The sequence below is a fragment of the Thalassospira sp. SM2505 genome, from assembly GCF_054901115.1.
On sequence record NZ_CM142731.1, the window covers coordinates 15,766 to 34,605 of the forward strand.

At 52.6% G+C, this 18,840-nt stretch carries 17 protein-coding genes and 1 tRNA gene; 6 read left to right on the forward strand and 12 right to left on the reverse strand.

The window, feature by feature from the left end:
- Positions 1-122: 122 nt before the first annotated feature.
- A complete protein-coding gene (locus ACTU44_RS00090; protein ID WP_258548558.1) occupies positions 123-1,589 on the reverse strand; it encodes a TrkH family potassium uptake protein in 1,467 nt (488 codons plus the stop codon).
- Positions 1,590-1,870: 281 nt separating this feature from the next.
- Between ACTU44_RS00090 and purU the strand changes: the two genes are divergently transcribed.
- Together purU and ACTU44_RS00100 are read left to right on the forward strand one after the other, a co-directional pair.
- Complete coding sequence (gene purU / locus ACTU44_RS00095) at positions 1,871-2,737, forward strand: formyltetrahydrofolate deformylase (protein WP_336079357.1); 867 nt, start codon at positions 1,871-1,873, stop codon at positions 2,735-2,737.
- Between the two features lie 217 nt (positions 2,738-2,954).
- Positions 2,955-4,391 (forward strand): sensor domain-containing diguanylate cyclase, encoded by a 1,437-nt coding sequence (locus tag ACTU44_RS00100; RefSeq protein ID WP_114096090.1) that lies wholly within the window; start codon positions 2,955-2,957, stop codon positions 4,389-4,391.
- A gap of 81 nt (positions 4,392-4,472) precedes the next feature.
- Here ACTU44_RS00100 and ACTU44_RS00105 read toward each other — a convergent pair whose 3' ends face one another.
- The 3 genes from ACTU44_RS00105 to ACTU44_RS00115 form a co-directional block, all read right to left on the reverse strand.
- On the reverse strand, positions 4,473-5,480 hold the full coding sequence (locus ACTU44_RS00105) for an aspartate-semialdehyde dehydrogenase (protein ID WP_462096357.1): 1,008 nt from the start codon (positions 5,478-5,480) through the stop codon (positions 4,473-4,475).
- A 326-nt stretch (positions 5,481-5,806) separates the two neighbouring features.
- Positions 5,807-5,995, reverse strand: a complete 189-nt coding sequence (locus ACTU44_RS00110; protein ID WP_114096093.1) for a DUF3012 domain-containing protein — start codon at positions 5,993-5,995, stop codon at positions 5,807-5,809.
- Between the two features lie 124 nt (positions 5,996-6,119).
- Positions 6,120-7,577, reverse strand: a complete 1,458-nt coding sequence (locus ACTU44_RS00115) for a TrkH family potassium uptake protein (RefSeq protein ID WP_336079361.1) — start codon at positions 7,575-7,577, stop codon at positions 6,120-6,122.
- Positions 7,578-7,796: 219 nt separating this feature from the next.
- On the opposite strand from ACTU44_RS00115, the gene ACTU44_RS00120 reads away from it, so the two are divergent.
- From ACTU44_RS00120 to ACTU44_RS00130, 3 genes are all read left to right on the forward strand, one after another.
- Positions 7,797-8,519, forward strand: coding sequence for a thermonuclease family protein (locus ACTU44_RS00120; RefSeq protein ID WP_462096358.1), 723 nt, complete (start codon positions 7,797-7,799; stop codon positions 8,517-8,519).
- A gap of 97 nt (positions 8,520-8,616) precedes the next feature.
- A complete protein-coding gene (locus ACTU44_RS00125) occupies positions 8,617-9,075 on the forward strand; it encodes an ArsI/CadI family heavy metal resistance metalloenzyme (protein ID WP_114096808.1) in 459 nt (152 codons plus the stop codon).
- A 6-nt stretch (positions 9,076-9,081) separates the two neighbouring features.
- Positions 9,082-9,681: a sigma-70 family RNA polymerase sigma factor gene (locus ACTU44_RS00130; protein WP_462096359.1), complete on the forward strand. Its 600-nt coding sequence runs from the start codon at positions 9,082-9,084 to the stop codon at positions 9,679-9,681.
- Here ACTU44_RS00130 and ACTU44_RS00135 read toward each other — a convergent pair.
- The 7 genes from ACTU44_RS00135 to ACTU44_RS00165 all read right to left on the reverse strand — a co-directional run bounded on the left by ACTU44_RS00135 (position 9,670) and on the right by ACTU44_RS00165 (position 16,187).
- Positions 9,670-9,743, reverse strand: a tRNA-Gly gene (locus ACTU44_RS00135). The genes ACTU44_RS00130 and ACTU44_RS00135 overlap by 12 nt on opposite strands.
- Before the next feature lie 234 nt (positions 9,744-9,977).
- A complete protein-coding gene (gene gpt / locus ACTU44_RS00140; protein WP_114096809.1) occupies positions 9,978-10,457 on the reverse strand; it encodes a xanthine phosphoribosyltransferase in 480 nt (159 codons plus the stop codon).
- Between the two features lie 180 nt (positions 10,458-10,637).
- The gene (locus ACTU44_RS00145; protein ID WP_462096360.1) at positions 10,638-12,536 is read right to left on the reverse strand and encodes a CHASE2 domain-containing protein; all 1,899 of its coding nucleotides are present in this window, start codon (positions 12,534-12,536) and stop codon (positions 10,638-10,640) included.
- Complete coding sequence (locus ACTU44_RS00150; RefSeq protein WP_462096361.1) at positions 12,537-13,157, reverse strand: hypothetical protein; 621 nt, start codon at positions 13,155-13,157, stop codon at positions 12,537-12,539.
- Between the two features lie 66 nt (positions 13,158-13,223).
- A complete protein-coding gene (locus tag ACTU44_RS00155) occupies positions 13,224-14,006 on the reverse strand; it encodes a M48 family metalloprotease (protein ID WP_462096362.1) in 783 nt (260 codons plus the stop codon).
- Positions 14,007-14,008: 2 nt separating this feature from the next.
- Entirely contained in the window at positions 14,009-14,254 is a 246-nt protein-coding gene (locus tag ACTU44_RS00160) for a hypothetical protein (protein ID WP_147251908.1), read from the reverse strand.
- Positions 14,255-14,600: 346 nt separating this feature from the next.
- Positions 14,601-16,187 carry a tetratricopeptide repeat protein gene (locus ACTU44_RS00165; protein ID WP_462096363.1) on the reverse strand — a complete coding sequence of 529 codons (1,587 nt, stop codon included), beginning with the start codon at positions 16,185-16,187 and terminating at the stop codon, positions 14,601-14,603.
- Between the two features lie 456 nt (positions 16,188-16,643).
- Between ACTU44_RS00165 and ACTU44_RS00170 the strand changes: the two genes are divergently transcribed.
- Positions 16,644-18,302 (forward strand): methyl-accepting chemotaxis protein, encoded by a 1,659-nt coding sequence (locus ACTU44_RS00170; protein WP_462096364.1) that lies wholly within the window; start codon positions 16,644-16,646, stop codon positions 18,300-18,302.
- A 72-nt stretch (positions 18,303-18,374) separates the two neighbouring features.
- Here ACTU44_RS00170 and ACTU44_RS00175 read toward each other — a convergent pair whose 3' ends face one another.
- On the reverse strand, positions 18,375-18,815 hold the full coding sequence (locus ACTU44_RS00175) for a GNAT family N-acetyltransferase (protein ID WP_462096365.1): 441 nt from the start codon (positions 18,813-18,815) through the stop codon (positions 18,375-18,377).
- Between the last annotated feature and the right edge of the window lie 25 nt (positions 18,816-18,840).

Sequence of the window (18,840 nt, forward strand, 5' to 3'; positions counted from 1 at the left end):
CTAGGACAATTGTCCCAATTCCAAAATTAGGACACTTGACCTAATCTGTCAACAGACCAAAAAGCAACACCCGCAGACCAAAGGCCTGCGGGTGCAAAAACAAGTCCGATCAATACGGGGAACTAATCCCGCCAGAATGCCGGGAACAGCAACACCAGAACGGTGAAGACTTCCAGACGCCCGATCAGCATCCCGATCGACATCAACCACTTGGCGCCATCGGGCAGCGTCGCAAAGTTCCCTGATGGCCCGACAATCGGGCCAAGCCCCGGCCCGACATTGGCAATCGCCGTGCCCGCACTTGAAACTGCCGTGATGAAATCAAGTCCCATCGCGCCAAGTGCTGCTGCAAGCACCACAAAGCAGAACACAAACAGGAAGAAGAAGCTCAGAACAGATTCCGTCACATCTTCGGACAGCGGTTTGCGGTTGTAATAGGCAATGAACACGCCATGCGGACGCAACATGTGCGAAAGCTGGATCTTGGCGATTTCATAAAGTACCTGAAGACGGAAAATCTTCACCCCGCAGGTCGTCGAACCGGCACAACCGCCAACAAACATCACAAAGAAAAACACCGTAACTGCAAAGGGCCCCCAAAGACCGTAATCGGTCGTCGCGTATCCGGTCCCGGTCATGACCGAGACAATGTTAAACGATGTAAAGCGCAGCGCCGTCAGGAACGGTACACCGTTGGTTTCCGAATGCCAGAATGCCAGACCGACAATGATCGACACCGCAATGGTCAGGAACCAGCGCACCTGGCTGTCCCGAAACAGGGCATTGCCCTGCCCGCGCAGCATCTGAAGATATAAAATGAAGGGCAGCGCACCGGTTGCCATACCCATTGTGATGATCACATCAATCGCCGCACTGTCGAAATGGCCGACCGAGGCATCCTTGGTCGAAAAACCGCCGGTGGCGATGGTTGTCATGGCATGCGCAATCGCATCAAATGGCGTCATGCCCGCCCACCACAACAGGATCGCCCACAGAGCCGTAAAGCTCAGATACAGCATGGCAATGCCCATGGCGATCTGGGTCGCACGCGGGAACGCCTTGTCTGACTTGTCGGAATTTTCCATGCGGAAAAGCTGCATCCCGCCAACGCGCAGCATCGGCATGACCGCAATCGCCATCACGATGATCCCGATCCCGCCAAGCCATTGCAACAAGGCCCGCCACAGCAAAATGCCCGGCGGCGCCGTATCGAGACCGACAATAACCGTAGATCCGGTGGTCGAAATACCCGACATCGCCTCAAAGAACGCATCGGTATAGGACATATCAAGATCGGAAAAGGCAAATGGCAGGGCCGAGGCCGCCGTCAAGACCACCCAGCTCAGCGTTGTCAGGATAAAGGCCTGACGCGAGTTGATCTTAAGATTGTCCATGCGGTTCATCATGATCAACGCGCCGCCGACAAACAGCGAAACAAAGGACGCCGCCGAGAACACGATCCAGTCCGATTGACCGTAATAAAGATCAACCAGCGCCGGGATAAACATGCCTACAGACAGCGTACACAGCAGGATGCCGACGATGAAAAGAATGGGACGGAAATCAATCAATGAAACGCCTCTTGGCATATGTGCCGCATCTCCCCCGGATGCTGCGGCATGATGCATTTGCTGTTCTGGTTTTTCAGGGCACTGCATAACCGAAATCACGGACAACATGTACCCCATTCATGACAAGCAGCGGAATTCTTGGCACAAGCCACAATAAAGTCCAGTCCTTTATCGGCTATGCATTTTTGGTCTGGCAGGTTTGGTATAGGCGGAAATCCGCCATTTCCGGGTTGGCAGATGGGTGGATCACCGCTATATCGGCGGGGTAAACAAATTCACGAACGAAAGCAGCAGCGGAAATGTCCGAACTCGCCAAAACCTTTATTCTGACCATCACATGCCCGGATACTTTCGGGATTGTCGCAAGTGTATCGAGCTTCCTTGCTGACGAAGGCGCGTTCGTGACCAAACTTGAACAGTTTGGCGACCCCAACAGCAAGCGCTTCTTCATGCGCGTCAAATTCGAAGCCGGCCGGGCACTGCGCACCGACGCCGAATTTACCGAAAAGTTTGCCCCGATTGCCGATAAATTCACGATGCAGTGGAAACTGCATGACTTCCATCGCAAGCCAAAAGTACTTTTGATGGTGTCAAAGTTCGGCCACTGCCTGAATGACATTCTGCATCGGGTTGCCTCGAACAACCTTCATATCGAAATCCCCGCCATCGTCTCGAACCACGAAGACATGCGCGGCATCGTCGAATGGTATGGCATCCCGTACTATCACCTGCCAGTTTCCAAGGATACCAAGACCGTTCAGGAACAGAAGCTTCTTGATCTGGTCGGTGAATATCAGGCTGATCTGGTTGGCCTTGCACGCTACATGCAGGTTCTCTCGACGGATCTTTGCCGGGAACTGGAAGGACGCTGCATCAACATTCACCATTCATTCCTGCCAAGCTTCAAGGGTGCCAAGCCCTATCATCAGGCCCATGCACGCGGTGTCAAACTGATCGGCGCGACAGCCCACTATGTGACTGCCGATCTTGATGAAGGCCCGATCATTCATCAGGCGGTTGAACGTGTTGATCACTCCATGACGGCTGATGATATGGTCGAGATCGGACGCGACATTGAATCTGTCGTCTTCTCGCGCGCCATCCAGATGCATTGTGAGCATCGCGTCTTCCGCAACGATCACAAAACAATCGTATTCCGCCGCTAAAATCCGGCATTTTGCGCGTACAGGTTTCAGGAAACCGTCAGTCCCCGGATTGGCGGTTTCTTTTGAATGATTCTAAATTAATCATGAAATACATTCGTCATTCCGGGCCATTTTGGCCCGTGCAATGCCCCCTGCTTTCCCGTAGATTATTGGAACCGGAAATGCTGAGCATAAAAATCGCCAGCGGTATAAGACATTTGCTTTTGGGGAGCTTTCCGTGCAGGGAAAGAAATTATACTTTGCTGTTGTTTTGTGCGTTCTTCTGGCGGTCGGCTTTTTAACAACAAGTTTTGTCAGCTTTTATGTCGCCCGGGAATCTCTTGAAGAACAGATTTTCGAAACAACGCTGCCACTTACCAGCGACAATATCTATTCGGAAATCCAGCGCGATCTTTTGCAGCCGATTTTTATCTCTTCCCTGATGGCGCACGACACTTTTGTCCGCGACTGGGCCTTGTCTGGTGAAAAAGATCAGAACCAAATCATCAAGTATCTGCGTGAAATCCAGTCGCGTTATGACACCATCACGTCCTATTTCATCTCGGACAGAAGCCGGAACTATTACCATCCGAGCGGCGTGATCAAGAAGATCACCGAAGATGATCCGGCTGACAGCTGGTATTTCCGCGCCCGTGACGCCAAAAAATCCTATGAGATCAATATCGACCACGACACTGTGGACCGTTCCCGACTATCGATCTTTATAAATTACCAGGTCATCGATTATGAGGGCAATGTCATCGGAATTACCGGGGTCGGCCTTTCGGTAAACTCGGTCACCAACCTGATCGAGACCTATCAGAACCGCTATGGCAGAACGATCTATTTTGTCGATACAGAAGGCCACGTAACCCTGCGCGGCAGTGGATTTGGCAATGCGCATAGCCTGCATGAACGTCCTGGCATGCGCCAGCTCGCCACCCAGATCCTGACATCACCGGGCACGTCGATGTCATACGAGGAGGATGGACACACCTATTTCGTCAATAGCCGCCTTGTCCCCGAATTCGGTTGGCTTTTAATCGTGGAACAGAGCGATTACTCGTCAAATAACCGCCTTCAGAATACGTTATTTGTAAATATCGCTATTTCGCTTTTGATCACGATCATTGTCGGACTTGTTGCCTATCTGACGGTGCGAAATTATCAGAACCGTCTTGAAGAACTTGCATCACGTGACAAACTGACCGGAAGCCTCAACCGGCAGGTCTTTGACATGGTCTTTGATCAGGCGACCAAGACCGCGAAGCGCCAGAAAACGCCCCTTTCGGTCATGTGTTTCGATCTCGACGGCTTCAAGAGCATCAACGATACCTATGGTCATCCGGGCGGTGATGCGGTCCTGCGCGACGTCCTGACCTCGATCCGGATGAATGTCCGTGAGTCTGATCTGATTTGTCGCTGGGGCGGGGATGAATTCGTCGTGATGTTCCCGGAGACCGGACGCCAGGACGCAATGACCAAAGCTCGCGAGCTTGCCGACAAAATCCGCGAGGCCCCCGTTCGTTTCGGACGCGATAAAATCCTGGTCACCATCAGTGCCGGTGTAACGGAATATCGTGAATCCGAAGATCTCGATACCCTGATGGCACGCGTTGATAACGCACTTTATACCGCCAAAGCATCCGGCCGTGACCACATCTCGCTGGCCTAGATAAAAGACCCTTCGAACAGAAACGGCCCCGTCAGATCACCTGACGGGGCCGTTTCTGTATTGGTTCAAATCCCGTCGGGATCAGTCGGCAATGGATGCTTCTGCAATCTGGACTGCATTCAACGCAGCGCCTTTAAGCAGCTGGTCACCCGCAACAAACAGCTCCAGACCATGATCACCAAAGATCAGGTTCGACCGGATACGACCGACTTCCACGTCATACTGCTCGGTCGCCGTCAGCGGCATCGGATAGAGGTTGTTCGCCGGATCATCGACAAGCTTCACACCCTTGGCTTTTGCCAGAACTTCGCGCGCAGCCGCCGGGGTAACAGCCTTTTCGGTTTCAACGACAATCGCCTCGGAATGGGTACGCTCGGTCGGAATACGAACCGCCGTGCACGATACCGGCAGATCCGGCGCGCCAAAGATTTTGCGCGTTTCCCAGGTTACCTTCATCTCTTCACGGGTATAGCCGTTATCCTGGAAGCTATCGATGTGCGGAATAACGTTGAATGCCAGCGGATGGGCAAAGACTTCTGCCGGAACCGGCTTGCCTTCAAGACCGGCTGCCAGACCTTCACGCAATTCATTCATGCCCGGCTGACCGGCACCCGAAGCTGCCTGATAGGTCGATACAATGACCTTTTTCAGGCCAAAGGCCTGATGCAGCGGCCAAAGCGCAACTGCGGCAATTGCCGTGGTGCAGTTCGGGTTCGCAATCAGCTTTGCGGTCTTGGCAAGATCACCATTGATCTCAGGCACGATCAGCGGAACATCGTCATTCAGACGGAATGCCGAGGAGTTATCAATGACCAGCGCGCCTTCGGCGATCTGCGGGGCATATTCCTTGGCGAAGTCGCCCGAAACAGCAAGGAAGACGATATCGCACTGTTTTGCCTCTTCGACAGAAAACAGCGCGATGGTCTTAGTGCCGAACTTAGTCTCCACGGTATTGCCTGCCGAACGCTCGGACGCGAACAGGGTGAGTTCACCCACAGGGAAGTTACGATCAAACATAACGTTGATCAGCTCGACGCCAACCGCACCGGTTGCGCCGATCACACCGACATGGAGATTTTCGGCACTCATAATACTTGTCTAACCTCGTATAAAAATTGTTGTCGTATTCGACTACCGCGATCATTCGCGGGCCGCGCATTATAGGGATTTATCAAGGCAACGCAAATGTACCTTGCTGCATCGCACTTATGCGCGGAAATGTTCTGTCTATAACGCAGCGGAAAACAGTTTGTTCCGCGTTGTTTTTCGCCATTCAAACGCAAAAATCCGCCCTTCGACAGTACCACCGCCAAGCAGGTGTCGAAGGGCGGATTTAACCGTCATGAAGACGGCGTTTCCAGACAAATGAGGAGAATCGACCGGATTGGGAACAATCCGGTCAGACATTCACACGATCAGAAAAGACAATGTTTGGTGAAATCGGCTGCTTCATTTGCAGTCCAGTCACCTTTCGGCTTTTCCTTAAGATCCGCACACCATTCTTCGCTTCCGACTTCCGGTGAACAGGCCGAAACGGCACCTGCGACCATCAAGACAGAAAGAATGGCTGCTGTTTTGCGTGTAAATTTGTTCTGCAGCTTCATGTCCGTGTCCAAATTTTGTTTGTTTTGCTCGTTGAACGCTCAACATGGCACAAACCTGGGCCAAACCAAAGCTGCAGTCTGTGGTAACCGTCACAGAAATCGATATTTCTCGAAAATAACCTGTCTAGTCGCGCCAGAAGGACGGCATCAAAAGCACAAGAAGCGTTTCAAACTCAAGACGTCCGAGGATCATGGCGACATCAAGAATCCATTTTGCTGAATCGGGCAATGACTGGAAATTACCGGCAGGGCCGATAATGTTACCAAGACCCGGGCCAACATTGGCAAGCGCGGTCGCAGCCGCACTCATCGACGTAATCAGATCAAGCCCCGTCATGCCAAGCGCAATTGTGACTGCGATATAGCTGACCGCCAGCAGAAAGACATAAACCGTAACAGCATTATAGATGTCTGACGTGATTTCGTGACGATCGATACGGCTGACAACCACGGCTGAGGGGCTGCGCAACCGCATGAAATGGGCCCGCAATCCGGTAAATACCACATACAGGCGAAACATCTTGAAACCGCCCGATGTAGACCCCGAACACCCGCCAATAAAGGTCGCAAAGAAGAACAGCATGATCGCAGCCGGGCCCCACAACAGGTAATCGCCCGATGCAAACCCGGTCGTTGTAATGACCGAAACAAGGTTAAAGGCTGCAAGGGTCAAGGACCGGAAAAGACTGTCATCAGAAATATGGGCCAACCGGATCGTCAATAACAAGGTGAAACCAGCAATGATCATGCAGAAAATCTTGATCTGCTGATTGTCCGTCAATGCCTTGATATTGCGTTTGCGCAACAACACCGCATAGGCGGTAAATGGCAAACCACCGGCAAACATGAAGATGATCGCTACCCAATGCAGGGACAGGCTGGTATCAAACTTTGCAAATGACAGGTCGGACGTCGCATAGCCCCCCGTCGAAAGCGTTGTCATGGCATAGTTGATGGCATCAAACCAGCTCATGCCAAACACGCGATACAACACAATGCAGATAACAGTCAGGCTGCTATAGATCAGGACGATCTGAAGGCACATGTCGCGAATGCGCGGGCTGAGTTTCTCGGAACGGTCCGAACTTTCCATCTGGAAAAGCTGCATCCCGCCAACCCGCATCATCGGCAGCAATGCCAGTGCCGTTACAATAATCCCGATCCCGCCAAGCCACTGCATGATTGATCGCCAGACAAGCAATCCCGGCGGCAACTCGTCAAGTCCGGAAAGAATGGTCGAACCGGTGGTGGTCAGACCGGAGACGGTTTCGAAAACCGCATCGCAAAAACTGATCCCAAGCGACGAATACCAAAGCGGCAAGGCTCCTGTCAGGCTGACAGCAATCCACGACACCACGGTCAGGACATAACCCTGTCGGGCGGTTACCCGCGGACCGATATCAGATCGGCAGGCAAGGCATGCCATACCGCCAAGTCCGATGGTTGTCATCGACGCCTGGGCGAAGATTTTCCAGTCCGGATTGCCGTAAAACAAATCCACGGCAGCAGGCACCATCATCGATATCCCGATGATGATGACCATAACCCCGACAACGAAAAAGATGGGTTGCAGACGAAACAAAGAAGCTTCCCTGTCAGCGCAAAGACAAACCCGCTTTTAGCCCCAAATCCCTACGAATGCATCCTGTTATTGTGCAAGGCACGGTCAAACCGCTTTGGGAAAAGCGAGCGGTGAAATCGATCAATGTCATTATTTCGCCGTTCTTTTCGCTTGTTCTTTGCCTCTATCCGATGTGTCATTCGACAAAGACTGATCCATCGCCGAACCTCCGAGGTCCCATTGCAACGTTTTCTCCGCCTGTTCCTTCTGGTCGCTGCTCCCGTGCTGTTTGCGCTTGCGGTTTATACGCAAGACAAGCCGGTTCACGCCGCAGGAGATGCAAAAAGCAGAAATGATGGTGTCTCGCTGGAGGCTGATGGCCGGGATGTTCTGGTAGTCGATGGCGATACAATCGTGATTGATAACGTTGTTGTGGATATTGCGGGGATCGATGCCCCTGAACTTGGTCAGCAATGCCTGCATAATGGCAGTTTCTGGGATTGCGGCATGTCATCGGCGATGCAGCTTCGCAAATATTTTGCCATGGCACCGTTCAAGGTCCATTGCTGGCCCGGTGATGCGGAACGTTCAAACAAGCCCGGTGATTTTCCGATTGTCGAATGTGGTATTGGCGAACGTGATGTGGCCGCAGCCATGATCAGTGACGGCGAAGCATTGCCTATCCCCGGCTATTCCCATCGCTATGACAATCTGTCTGCAGTGGCCGATAATGCCGGGATCGGCATTCATGGGGGCGATATGGTGCCGCCAGCTGACTGGCGTGACGGCAAACGTCTGAACGGTGAAGCCGGTCGCTGTTTGTTTGTGCCAACCCCGGATAAACATTATGTCGGAACACTCGATCCACACTTTGACAAAGTCAAACGCACCGAAACGCCGCAAATTTGCAGCGACGAACAGGCCCGTGATCTTGGATACGACTATCTTGCGCCAGCGCCCTAAAAACGGCTTCCTGCTCTAAAAAACTTTCCCGTTCCTGCATCTTTTTAGCCAAACGCACGTCTTTCTGATCATCACAATGATTTCGAAGGAGACGAAAATGCGTCTGCAACTTGCCCTGAATGTCGCAAATATTGATGAAGCTATCGCATTTTACAGCGAGATGTTTGCAAGTCCGGTTCACAAGACAAGGCCGGGATATGCCAATTTTGAAATTGATCAGCCACCTTTGAAACTTGTTCTGTTCGAGCATCCCGAGGCAAAAGAACATCTCAATCACATCGGCGTTGAGTGTCTGACAGAACCAGAATTCGACAAGGCCGCCGAGCGCCTGCATCACCGCGACCTTGCCGCCAGTGATGTTGGGGAAACCGGGTGTTGTCATGCACGACAGTCGAAGTTCTGGGTCACAGAGCCCGATGGACTGTCCTGGGAATGGTATCGTATTCTTGATGATGATCCGGCGCAGAATAACGTTTCTGTCGACAATCCCCTGACACCGTGCTGTGGTCACCAACCGAACCAGTCAACCCGATCCGGTCAGGTTTGTTGCGCCTGAAGACATATGACATTTGCATCCGCACATCACACATCTGCTGACTGGCAGGCCCTTCGCAAGGGCCTGCACAGATTTGTGCAAAATCGCATTCCCCGACATGCGGTTGAGGATGTGGTCTCGGACATTCTCGAAGCCATCATTCGCAACAAGCAGACACTCGGTGCTGCATCCAACCCGACCGCCTGGATATATGCCGTTGCACGCAGCAAGGTTGTTGATTTTTACCGCAAACAGGGCCGCGAACGCACCGCATTGCAGAATTTGCAGACAGACCCGACGCGCGATCTGGCACAAACTTCTCCGGACAGTGCCGGTCTCCATGACTGTCTGGCTGCCTTCATTTCGGAACTAACCGATGCAGATCAAAAAATTCTCAGGGAAATAGATCTGGAGCAAAAACGTCAGACTGACTTTGCGGCTCAGCACGCCATTGCTCTGCCCACAGTAAAATCCCGTGTTCAGCGTGCCCGAAGGCGTTTGCGTGATCGACTGATCGCATGTTGCCCGAATGGAAGCACACATAAATGCGACCACTCATGTCCGGACTCCGGATCATGTGACGCGAACCAGTCAGAAATTTCCGAGGGAAAAGCTTGGAGCGGGTGAAGGGAATCGAACCCTCGTATGCAGCTTGGGAAGCTGCCGTTCTACCATTGAACTACACCCGCGAAGCGCGCGTTTTATAGCCCGCTTTGGAAAGGCGCGCAAGCAGATCGCAATCGTTAGCGGCAATTAATTTGCCCGTGCCCGTCAGGCAGTCGGGCATGAACCCGCCCCAAAAGAAACGCCCGGACCATCAAGAAACGCACGACGTTCAATGACGGTAATCCGGGCGAAATTCCATGCGCGTCTGTTCCTGCCTGACGGGTCCGATTGACCCGTCACTGGAAACAGAGACGCAATTAGCGGGCGCGTTCGGATATCGGTGCGTTGACCGACAGTTCCATATCCCACGGGAAGTAGATCCAGGTATCCTGCGATACTTCGGTGACAAAGCTGTCGACGATTTCTCGACCAAGCGGCTTGGCGTAAACCGTCGCGAAATGTGCGTGCGGAAGCTTTTCACGGACCGCCTTGGCGGTTTTGCCGGTATCGACCAGATCGTCGATGATCAGCATGTCCGTTCCATCACCTTCGATGCCTTTAAGCCATTCAAGATCGCCACGGCTTTTGTCGGAATAGCTGCGCACACAAACCGTATCAATCAGGCGAATATCAAGTTCGCGCGCGATGATCGCCGCAGGAACCAGACCGCCACGGGTAATTGCGATAATGCCTTTGTACGGGCCTTTTTCCAAAAGACGCCATGCCAGTGCACGTGCATCGCGATGCATCTGTTCCCAGGAAACCGGGAAACCTTTGTTATAAGGAGCTTCGCTCACAAGAATTCTCCTGCGCCAGATCAGTTCGCCAAAACGGTTGGTCATCACATTGTGAACGATACCAGACCGTCAAGACAGGGACTCACAAATTTAAGGCGCTTAACTACGCCTTGTTTGCTCATGTGGCAAGAGCCGCAGTCGCTTAACGATATCCACCATTGATCTGACGATAGCATGAAATCAAATAGTTGCCGATTTTTCAGCAGCTTCGCCTGCATTTTCCGGCTGTGCTGTGTGACCGTCATCAAGCGCTTCTTCTTCCTGCGCAAACAATGAACGTACAAACGGAATGTAACTTAGCATTCCCAAACCGATGACGGCCAACCAGTTGACCGGTGCAATAGACAGAACAGACAGTTCCAGAACAATCGCACCAAAGGTTACAATGGCGACACTCACAACCAAATCGATCAGACAAATCAGCAACATAAACCAATTACGTGCCAATTGACGCATTTCCGGGTCAAGGCACTCGGCCCAGTGCTGCTCCGACGTCCGATTCCTTAACCAGACGCCAGCAACATTTGGCATGCGGGGAATAACCCTCATCATCGACACAACCACCGACAATTTATTCCTGATTGTCAGCCGGCAGTATTCCCAAGGATGACATTCCCTGTCACTCGCAACACTTGGCTGCGGTAGCGACGGGAATGACTGACGCGCAATCTTGGCCAGACCAAAACGCAGGAAAATAATGATCATCAGGGTTGTAAGTTCGATGAGGTCAGCTGTCAGCCAGGAGCTGTATGTTGCCTTATCCGAAAGGTAGCTGGAACCATTGCTAAGGAGATTTTCCAAAGCCATCGCATGTATGTAAACCCCGGGGATATCGGTATCGAGCGTTGGAGGACGAACAACGTCCTGGAACCCCTGAAGGTTCTGACCATACATAACGATACGGTCTTTGAAATTCTCCACCCAGCGACCAGCAGACGGCGTATCCCGAAAAACCTGCTCTGCAGAAATTGTATGGAATGGCGAACAATTTACGTCAGCCCGATTACTGAAACCAAACAGCACTGCCAGGTTTCCAATCACACGTTTGAACGCATCCTCATCCGTGTATTGCGGCCCGCATTCATATGGCGGAATAGCATTCCCGTGCTGGTCATATGCTTTTTTCCACTCTGAATAATCGGCCTGCCTGTCGGGCCACGACAGCCACATTGGCCGGTCCAGTAATTCATCGCGCCATGCAAGCCATGAAGACTTGTCTGTCTTCGCAGGCATGATGAGTGACTGATCACATTTCCAGCCACGTTCAACTGATTGCGCACGTTCCTTGCCGGTGCATAAATGCTGATAGATTGTTGTTGCGGCTGCGGTAATACCTGAAACGTCACACCCGCGAAGATTCCCGTTACCTGTGCGGCGCATAACAGCATCATCGCAAAGAGGCAGATCTTCCGCGTTCTGTATCTCTGCGATACGGCCCGCATTTCGCAGTTCCGGGGCTAGCTGGTATGACAATGCCCTGATATCGGCCTGACCACGCAAATCACCCCAACCTGCAACCAGCGTCACATAGGGTGCAAGCTCTGACAAAACGGCGTGATGCTGATAGAAATTCAGTGCCCCTGCTTGCAAGTAAACAGGTATATCCATCATCTGATACATCTGAAGTGTGCCGACCAGCATCGTCAAGCTGTCGTCATGCACATAGAGTTCCGGCATCCATTCATCCGATTGCGCGCCTGCTGGTGGTGCAGCACGCCGGTCCCGGAATGTAAAATCGATGAACAGTGCCTTTGGCTTGGCTGTCAGCAGCTTTCGCAGAACTTTGGCATGCAAACCATACACGGCCGGCCAACTTGATTTCAAACCTGCCAGTGATTCGTCATCAAGCAAAATGACACCAATGTCATCCACCTGCGCGGCAGGGTACAACGGCGCACCGACCGTCCTGTTAAAAACGGCATAACTGTATTCATCGACGGCATCGCCAATGGCATCCGGCTCAATCAGCAAAATGAGCGCGGCAAGCACCACGTTTATAACGCCCCACCAGAACGGCTTCAGACGGGCAACTTTGAATTCCTTGTGGTGCTGCCCGTCTGGTGTGTCTTTCTGCACCATTTACATACCAGCCATTTGGCCAACCGGGGATTGTCCCGCACACATTGCACGCTGCTGCGGATACCGTGTAACGCAACCGATAAGAAGCTCATTCTCGCGCACCTTGTTGCCGCTTGCTTTCACAAGCGGGTACATGAACCGGTAAGCTTCAAGAGGCCAGTCATAATAGGTCGCAACCTGCTCTACCCGATCAAAAGCGGTTTCAACATTGCCAAGCGATTTTAGTATTTCAGCCCGTTTCATTTCGACAGGCAGGGCAAGAACTTCGCCGTTTCCAATCAGGTCAATGTTCTGAGCAGCTTTTTTGAGGTTGCCCTGACGTTCGCGAACCTTGGCAAATGCCCAGCGCGTATAGGGATGATTTGTCGTCACACCGCTGACTGCCTTGCGCGCATCGGCTTCAAGAGCCCTGAAATCGATATCACTGTCGTCGCGCTGCAACGTCTGCAAGATTTCACCGGCAATCCGGTAGCTTTCCAGTGCCTGTTTGTTCCGCTCAACAACAGAATCGAAAGCTTCCTTATGGATCATCCGGCTTGCGCGTTCCGGCATATATTCACGCATCCCGTAAGCAAAGATTTCTTCTGCGCGTTCTGCCGCGTCATCGTGCTTGGCTGCCAATTCTTGCTGGACCGTATTGACGGCATTGCCAAGTTCAGAAATGAACTGGTTGAACAGGGCATTGTCCTAGCCTTTCGGCTGAAATTGTGCCTGAAGAAACAGCTCAAGCTGATTTCGGGTAACCTGATAACTCGCACCAAATTTATCTTCTGCCTCTTTCGCAACCTCAAAATAACCCGATGCCCCCTTTGGCTGGTATCCGGCTTTGACCATCAAATCCAGGCCGAGATAATCAGCTACCCGCTCCTGGCTGCGATCCCAGTTAGGCAGCAACAGATCACGCAAAATCAAATCACTGCCATACATCTGGCCAGCTTTACGAAGCAAATCGCTTTGGTCACTCGCATTCCCAAGCGCCATATCAGCAGCCGTCAGAAGATAAGGACGCAGTACAGAAAACAGATTCTCCGGTGTATGCTGCATCAAAACATGGCTGTATTCGTGCGCGACAAGAAAGGCCAGTTCATCTTCGCTGCGCAGATATTCAAATGCTGAATGATAAAGGAACACAACCCCTTCACGTGCCGCATGGGCACCCGGACCCGAATTGCCAATCAGAACAATCTCGGCTTGCGGTGCTCCGGCCGGGGCCACGGCAATGATCTTGTCGAGCACCCCTTGTGCATATTGCTCAAGATCATCAATCGGAGCCTCTCCGATTGACTTGGCCATTACAGCCGTTTTTGCCGAATGAATTTCCTGAACCGAGTAAGTCTTTGGTGTCGGCACCGAAACAGTGTCGATGAATTTTCCTTTTTCGGGAATGTCACCCGAAAGCAATTGCATATCTTTGACGCAACCGGTCAGTGCAACCGCACCAACCAGCGAAATCAAGCCGAGTTTCTTCATTTTTATTTCCCCTTAGCCGAAACGCAGTCTGCGCCTGCACCCCGTGTTCCTTTACCGCCCAGTGTTCCGATGTCTCCCCCGCAGACGACCGGACTACGTGCAACTTCCTTGCCCTGAACCACAATCATGTCGTCAGGGACCCAATAGATTTCTTTTTCGTTGAGAAAGCGGATCTGATACGCGCCAAAATTCTGACTGTCGTGAGAATAGAAAACCACCTGATCCGGGAAATTTTCGCCCAGTATCATTCTGTCGCATGTCCGGGTTTTCCCGCCTGAATCGCACATAACAACCGGAAACGAAGGATGGGTAACAGTAACCCCGCGCACTTCTTCATCCTGCGCAAATACACTGTTTCCGCTGAGCGCGAAAATGGACGCCGCAACGAAGCCAAACAGATATAATTTTGCCACCCAGAAAATCCCCCACCGTGCATATCAAATGCAACTGACCCGTGAGGAACATCATGCATCTTCGAAAAAGATGATGTAACTATTCGAAAGGGATTTTATCCTACCCATTCAGGTAGTTACGCCCCATCGAACATTTAGGGAAACCTGAGAAATATCGCCATTTCCCGACAATTCAGTTCTTTTAAACTGTCATTTCGTCACGTTGCCGCGCCTGAAGAAGCGTTGCAAAATCGCCCGAAAGTTTTTTGACAGGTACCGACCAGTCGGCCGGTGCCTGTTGCCGGTAAATCCGCATGGTCGGATACCAAGGGCTGTCCGACCGGTCGACCATCCAGCGCCAATCTGTCGTAAACAGCTGTAACATCCAGACCGGAACGCCGAGCGCACCGGCAAGATGGGCAGGTGAACTATCAATCGAAATCACCAGATCCATCGCCTTCATCAAGGCCGCGCTGTCTCCGAAATCATGAATATGATCGCCAAGATCGGTCACAAACGCATTCAGGCCCAGCTTATCAAGATCGGCACGTCGATCATCAATCTGGAAACTGTAAAACGCAGCACCCTTTGCCGAAAGGATCGGAAGCAACATCTCGATCGGACACGACCGGTCACGCGGATTGAGTTTCCCCGCCCAGATCAACCCGACCTTAAGAACCGTCCCCGGTGTTGGCGCCAGTCGGACATGTTTGCCCGGCGGCGGCGTCAAATAGGGATCAGCCGATATTTTCAAAAGCGCATCGCCGCCGATCCCCATGACATGGGGCAAACTCAAAAGCGGAACATGCACATCAAATTCCGGAAGTGGCCTTCCTTTTTCAACCAGCGTTCCCACACCGGCAACGGTGCGCATGATCGGCAATAATTCCTTGCGACATTCAAGGATGACATGGCCCGCTTTCCTGGCCACCAGCGGCACAAAGCGGGCAAACTGGATCATGTCGCCAAAGCCCTGCTCTGCACGCAGCAAAATACGTTTGCCACGAAGATCGGTTTTGCCATCCCATTCCGGGGCCATATCAAGCGGACGGATCGGATTATCGGCAAGTTTACGCCGCGTCTCATATCCGGCCCAACCGTCGGCATAGTTCCCCAGCGCCAGATGTGCCAATGCCTTGTCCCAATTGGCGTCGACATAATCGGAATCAATCGCCAATGCCTGATCGAAATGCCTTAGCGCATCTTCAAACCGGTTCAGATCACGATAGACAAGCCCCATATTGAAGGTATGCGACTTGATGCTGTCATCAAGTTCAAGCGCCTTCTTGTGTGCGACAATGGCCTCGTCAAAACGCATCATTTCGCGCAGGCAATTGCCCATATTCGACCATAACCCGGCATTTTCCGGTCGCAGTTCAGCGGCACGACGATAAGCCATCAGGGCCGCTTCAAACTTTTTGCTGCGCCTTAGGGCAACACCAAGATTGTTCCAGACATCGGGTTGTTGGGGGTTCTGGCGAAGAGACGCGCTATACAGGCGGATGGCATCATCAATCTGTCCCGCCTGATGGGCGGCCAGACCCCGCTGGAACAGATCATTGATGACCCGGCGCTTTTGGGCGATTTGTGCAGCGTCTGCCATGTTTGCCTGCGATTCCGGCGCGACATCCCCCCCGGGAGAAGGAGATCCTTTGGCCGTCGCCTTTGACGCCGTCGCACTTTCCGGATGGGACACCGATGCGCCTGACGGAGTGGCCTTTTTAACACTGGCTGATTTTCCGCCCTTCTTGCCGGACCGCTTTTTGGTTGTTGTCGCAGATTTCGCCATTTTGTTCCCCTCACGCCCCGCCCGATGCCTGACCGGAGCAACCCCGCTTCCCAAAGTATGAAAGAATGAATCCACAACTCATATATTTTGAATCGCTGCGGCACTTTCACATAAGCAGATTAGTATATTTTACCAAAAAACACCTTACCAATAGGCGTATTTGTCGTTTGTCATGCACGAAACCGAATATTCCGCAAAACCGTCGTTTCTTGTTTCGATAATGTGACTGTATGGGGTAGCCTCAATGGCAGAAGAGACGCTTTTTGCTTCAACTTCGACGTCCCCACGCGGTAAAGTGGATAAAATATAAAAACGCAGAATGATCCTGATTTCTTAAAATTCAGGAAAATAATCTGCCAATACCCTGTCAGGCCTTCGCAAAATAACAGCGGCGAAATGTGCGGCAGAAAATCTAGGGAAGCGATTAAAAGCCTTTGAAGGAGTGGGAGACCATAAATGGCTGAACCAAAAAGATCCGGTGCATCTGTCGGACGAAAAGTTATCTTTGTTATCGTCGCACTTCTGGTCGTCGGCTTTGGCGCCATGATGACCATTCAGACCGTTTCACAACGCGAAGCCATGATCGAGATCATGTATAATGAATCGGTCGAAAAAACCGAGATGCTGTCGACTGCGGTCCAGCCCGGTTTCATTGCGATGGATGGTGCATCCGTCGAAAAGGAATTCCGCAAGATCACCGACAAGGAAGGCTCCCAGCTCGCGAGCCTGATTGCCGCCAATCCGGACGGTGATGCCATTGGCACCTATCAGTCCGAAACGCTGCGCCAGCACGATCTTCCGGCCTTGATCGAACCCTATCTTGAACAGCTCGAAAACAAGGAAGTCATCAGCTTCATCTCGGGAAATGCGGTTATTGTTGCGGCCCCGATCACCAAATATTCCAAACGCCGTGACGAAGACCAGTATCGGGGCATGCTGATCACCGCATGGTCGCTTGATCGTGTAAATGCCGAAGTCAAACAGGCAGTGATCATACAGGTCGCCCTTGCTGCGGCCATCCTTGTTGTTCTGCTTGGGGCCACCTGGATTGTTCTGCGCAACCAGATCCTCACCCCGATGGTCAAGATCAACGGTGCGATGCAGGCCCTTGTTGATGGCAATCTTGATGTCGAAGTGCCCGGTGTCGGCCGCAAGGACGAAATCGGCGAAATGGCATCGTCGGTCGAGATTTTCAAGGAAAACGCCAACCGCGTTGCCCAGCTTGACCGTGAACGTGAACAGGAACGCGAGCGCGCCGAAGCCAAGCGCCGCGAAGCCATGGCGGGCCTTGCCGGAAGGTTCGAACAAACCGTCATGGGTGTTGTTGATGGCGTTTCGGGCGCATCTGGTGAAATGCAGGAAGTCGCCCAGACAATGGTCGCGGCTGTTCAGCAAAACGAAGCCGGATCACAGGCCGTGGTTGCCGCCGTCGAACAGGCAAATCACAGCGTTGAAACCGTTGCAAGTGCGGCCGAACAGCTTGCTGTTTCGATCCGTGACATAAGTGCACGCGTGAATGAGACATCAAATATCACGGCAAATGCCAGCACCGAGGCCGTCCGTGTCAACGAAATGGTGCAGGGACTTGATGTTTCGGCACAGAAAGTTGGTGAAGTCGTCCAGATCATTCAGGCGATTGCCGAACAGACCAACCTTCTGGCACTTAACGCAACCATCGAGGCTGCCCGTGCAGGCGATGCTGGCAAAGGCTTTGCCGTGGTCGCCAACGAGGTCAAAAACCTCGCCAACCAAACCGCGCGCGCGACCGAAGATATCTCGGCCCAGATTTCCGGCATTCAGGGTTCCACCCAGGAAGCTGTCGGTGCCATTGACGGCATCACCAGCATCATTGCCAATCTGAACGAAATCGCATCCGAGGTTGCAGCCGCCGTTGAAGAACAGGGGCAGGCCACCACCGAGATTTCCAACTCGGTCCAGCAGGCCGTTCAAAGCACGCAGGAAGTCACCAATCACATCCATGAAATGCGTGAAGCGGCCCGTCAAACCGGCGAAGCAGCGCATCAGGTGCTTGGCGCTTCTGACAAGCTCAACAGCCAGTCCGGCACCCTGCGTGGTGAAGTCGGCAACTTCCTTGATGAAGTTCGTGCAAGCTAGGCTGCTCTGAACCCGACAAAAAACGCCGCCCGGTCTGACCGTGGCGGCGTTTTCTTTTGGGCGATGATTGTTCTAGCGCAGCGGATCGCGCCTTTGCGCATCCTCGTCAACCCGCATCATCATCAGATCATCAAGGTCTTCATAGCCGTGAAGCCGATAAAGCGGCTGCATGTCATTGGTCGCCAGCATCCAGCGTTTCACGCGAAGCAATTCCGGATGGGTATGAAGGGCTTCCAACATCCGGGCGGCGATGCCCCGTCTACGATATCGCGGATCAACGAATACATCGGCGACATACGCAATGGCGATCTGGTCACTGACCACGCGCGCAAAACCGACCTGCCTGCCATCGCAATAGGCCCCGACCGGAAAGGACATCTCGACAGACCGGTCAAACTCGCCACGCGTCCGCCCGCCAGCCCAATAGGACGCCGCGATAAACCCATAACAATAGGCCAGATCAATCTGGTTGCGATCCGTGCTGATGTCGATGTCGTCGGTATCGTTGCTCATCGCAAACCTCCGCGTCTGACTAAGG

Excerpts from the sequence above, each read along its gene's own strand:
- ACTU44_RS00090 (WP_258548558.1), bottom strand. The coding sequence starts at position 1,589 with ATGCCAAGAGGCGTTTCATTGATTGATTTCCGTCCCATTCTTTTCATC.
- purU (WP_336079357.1), top strand. The coding sequence starts at position 1,871 with ATGTCCGAACTCGCCAAAACCTTTATTCTGACCATCACATGCCCGGAT.
- ACTU44_RS00105 (WP_462096357.1), bottom strand. The coding sequence starts at position 5,480 with ATGAGTGCCGAAAATCTCCATGTCGGTGTGATCGGCGCAACCGGTGCG.
- ACTU44_RS00110 (WP_114096093.1), bottom strand. The coding sequence starts at position 5,995 with ATGAAGCTGCAGAACAAATTTACACGCAAAACAGCAGCCATTCTTTCT.
- ACTU44_RS00125 (WP_114096808.1), top strand. The coding sequence starts at position 8,617 with ATGCGTCTGCAACTTGCCCTGAATGTCGCAAATATTGATGAAGCTATC.
- ACTU44_RS00130 (WP_462096359.1), top strand. The coding sequence starts at position 9,082 with ATGACATTTGCATCCGCACATCACACATCTGCTGACTGGCAGGCCCTT.
- ACTU44_RS00145 (WP_462096360.1), bottom strand. The coding sequence starts at position 12,536 with ATGGTGCAGAAAGACACACCAGACGGGCAGCACCACAAGGAATTCAAA.
- ACTU44_RS00155 (WP_462096362.1), bottom strand. The coding sequence starts at position 14,006 with ATGAAGAAACTCGGCTTGATTTCGCTGGTTGGTGCGGTTGCACTGACC.
- ACTU44_RS00160 (WP_147251908.1), bottom strand. The coding sequence starts at position 14,254 with ATGATACTGGGCGAAAATTTCCCGGATCAGGTGGTTTTCTATTCTCAC.
- ACTU44_RS00165 (WP_462096363.1), bottom strand. The coding sequence starts at position 16,187 with ATGGCGAAATCTGCGACAACAACCAAAAAGCGGTCCGGCAAGAAGGGC.
- ACTU44_RS00170 (WP_462096364.1), top strand. The coding sequence starts at position 16,644 with ATGGCTGAACCAAAAAGATCCGGTGCATCTGTCGGACGAAAAGTTATC.
- ACTU44_RS00175 (WP_462096365.1), bottom strand. The coding sequence starts at position 18,815 with ATGAGCAACGATACCGACGACATCGACATCAGCACGGATCGCAACCAG.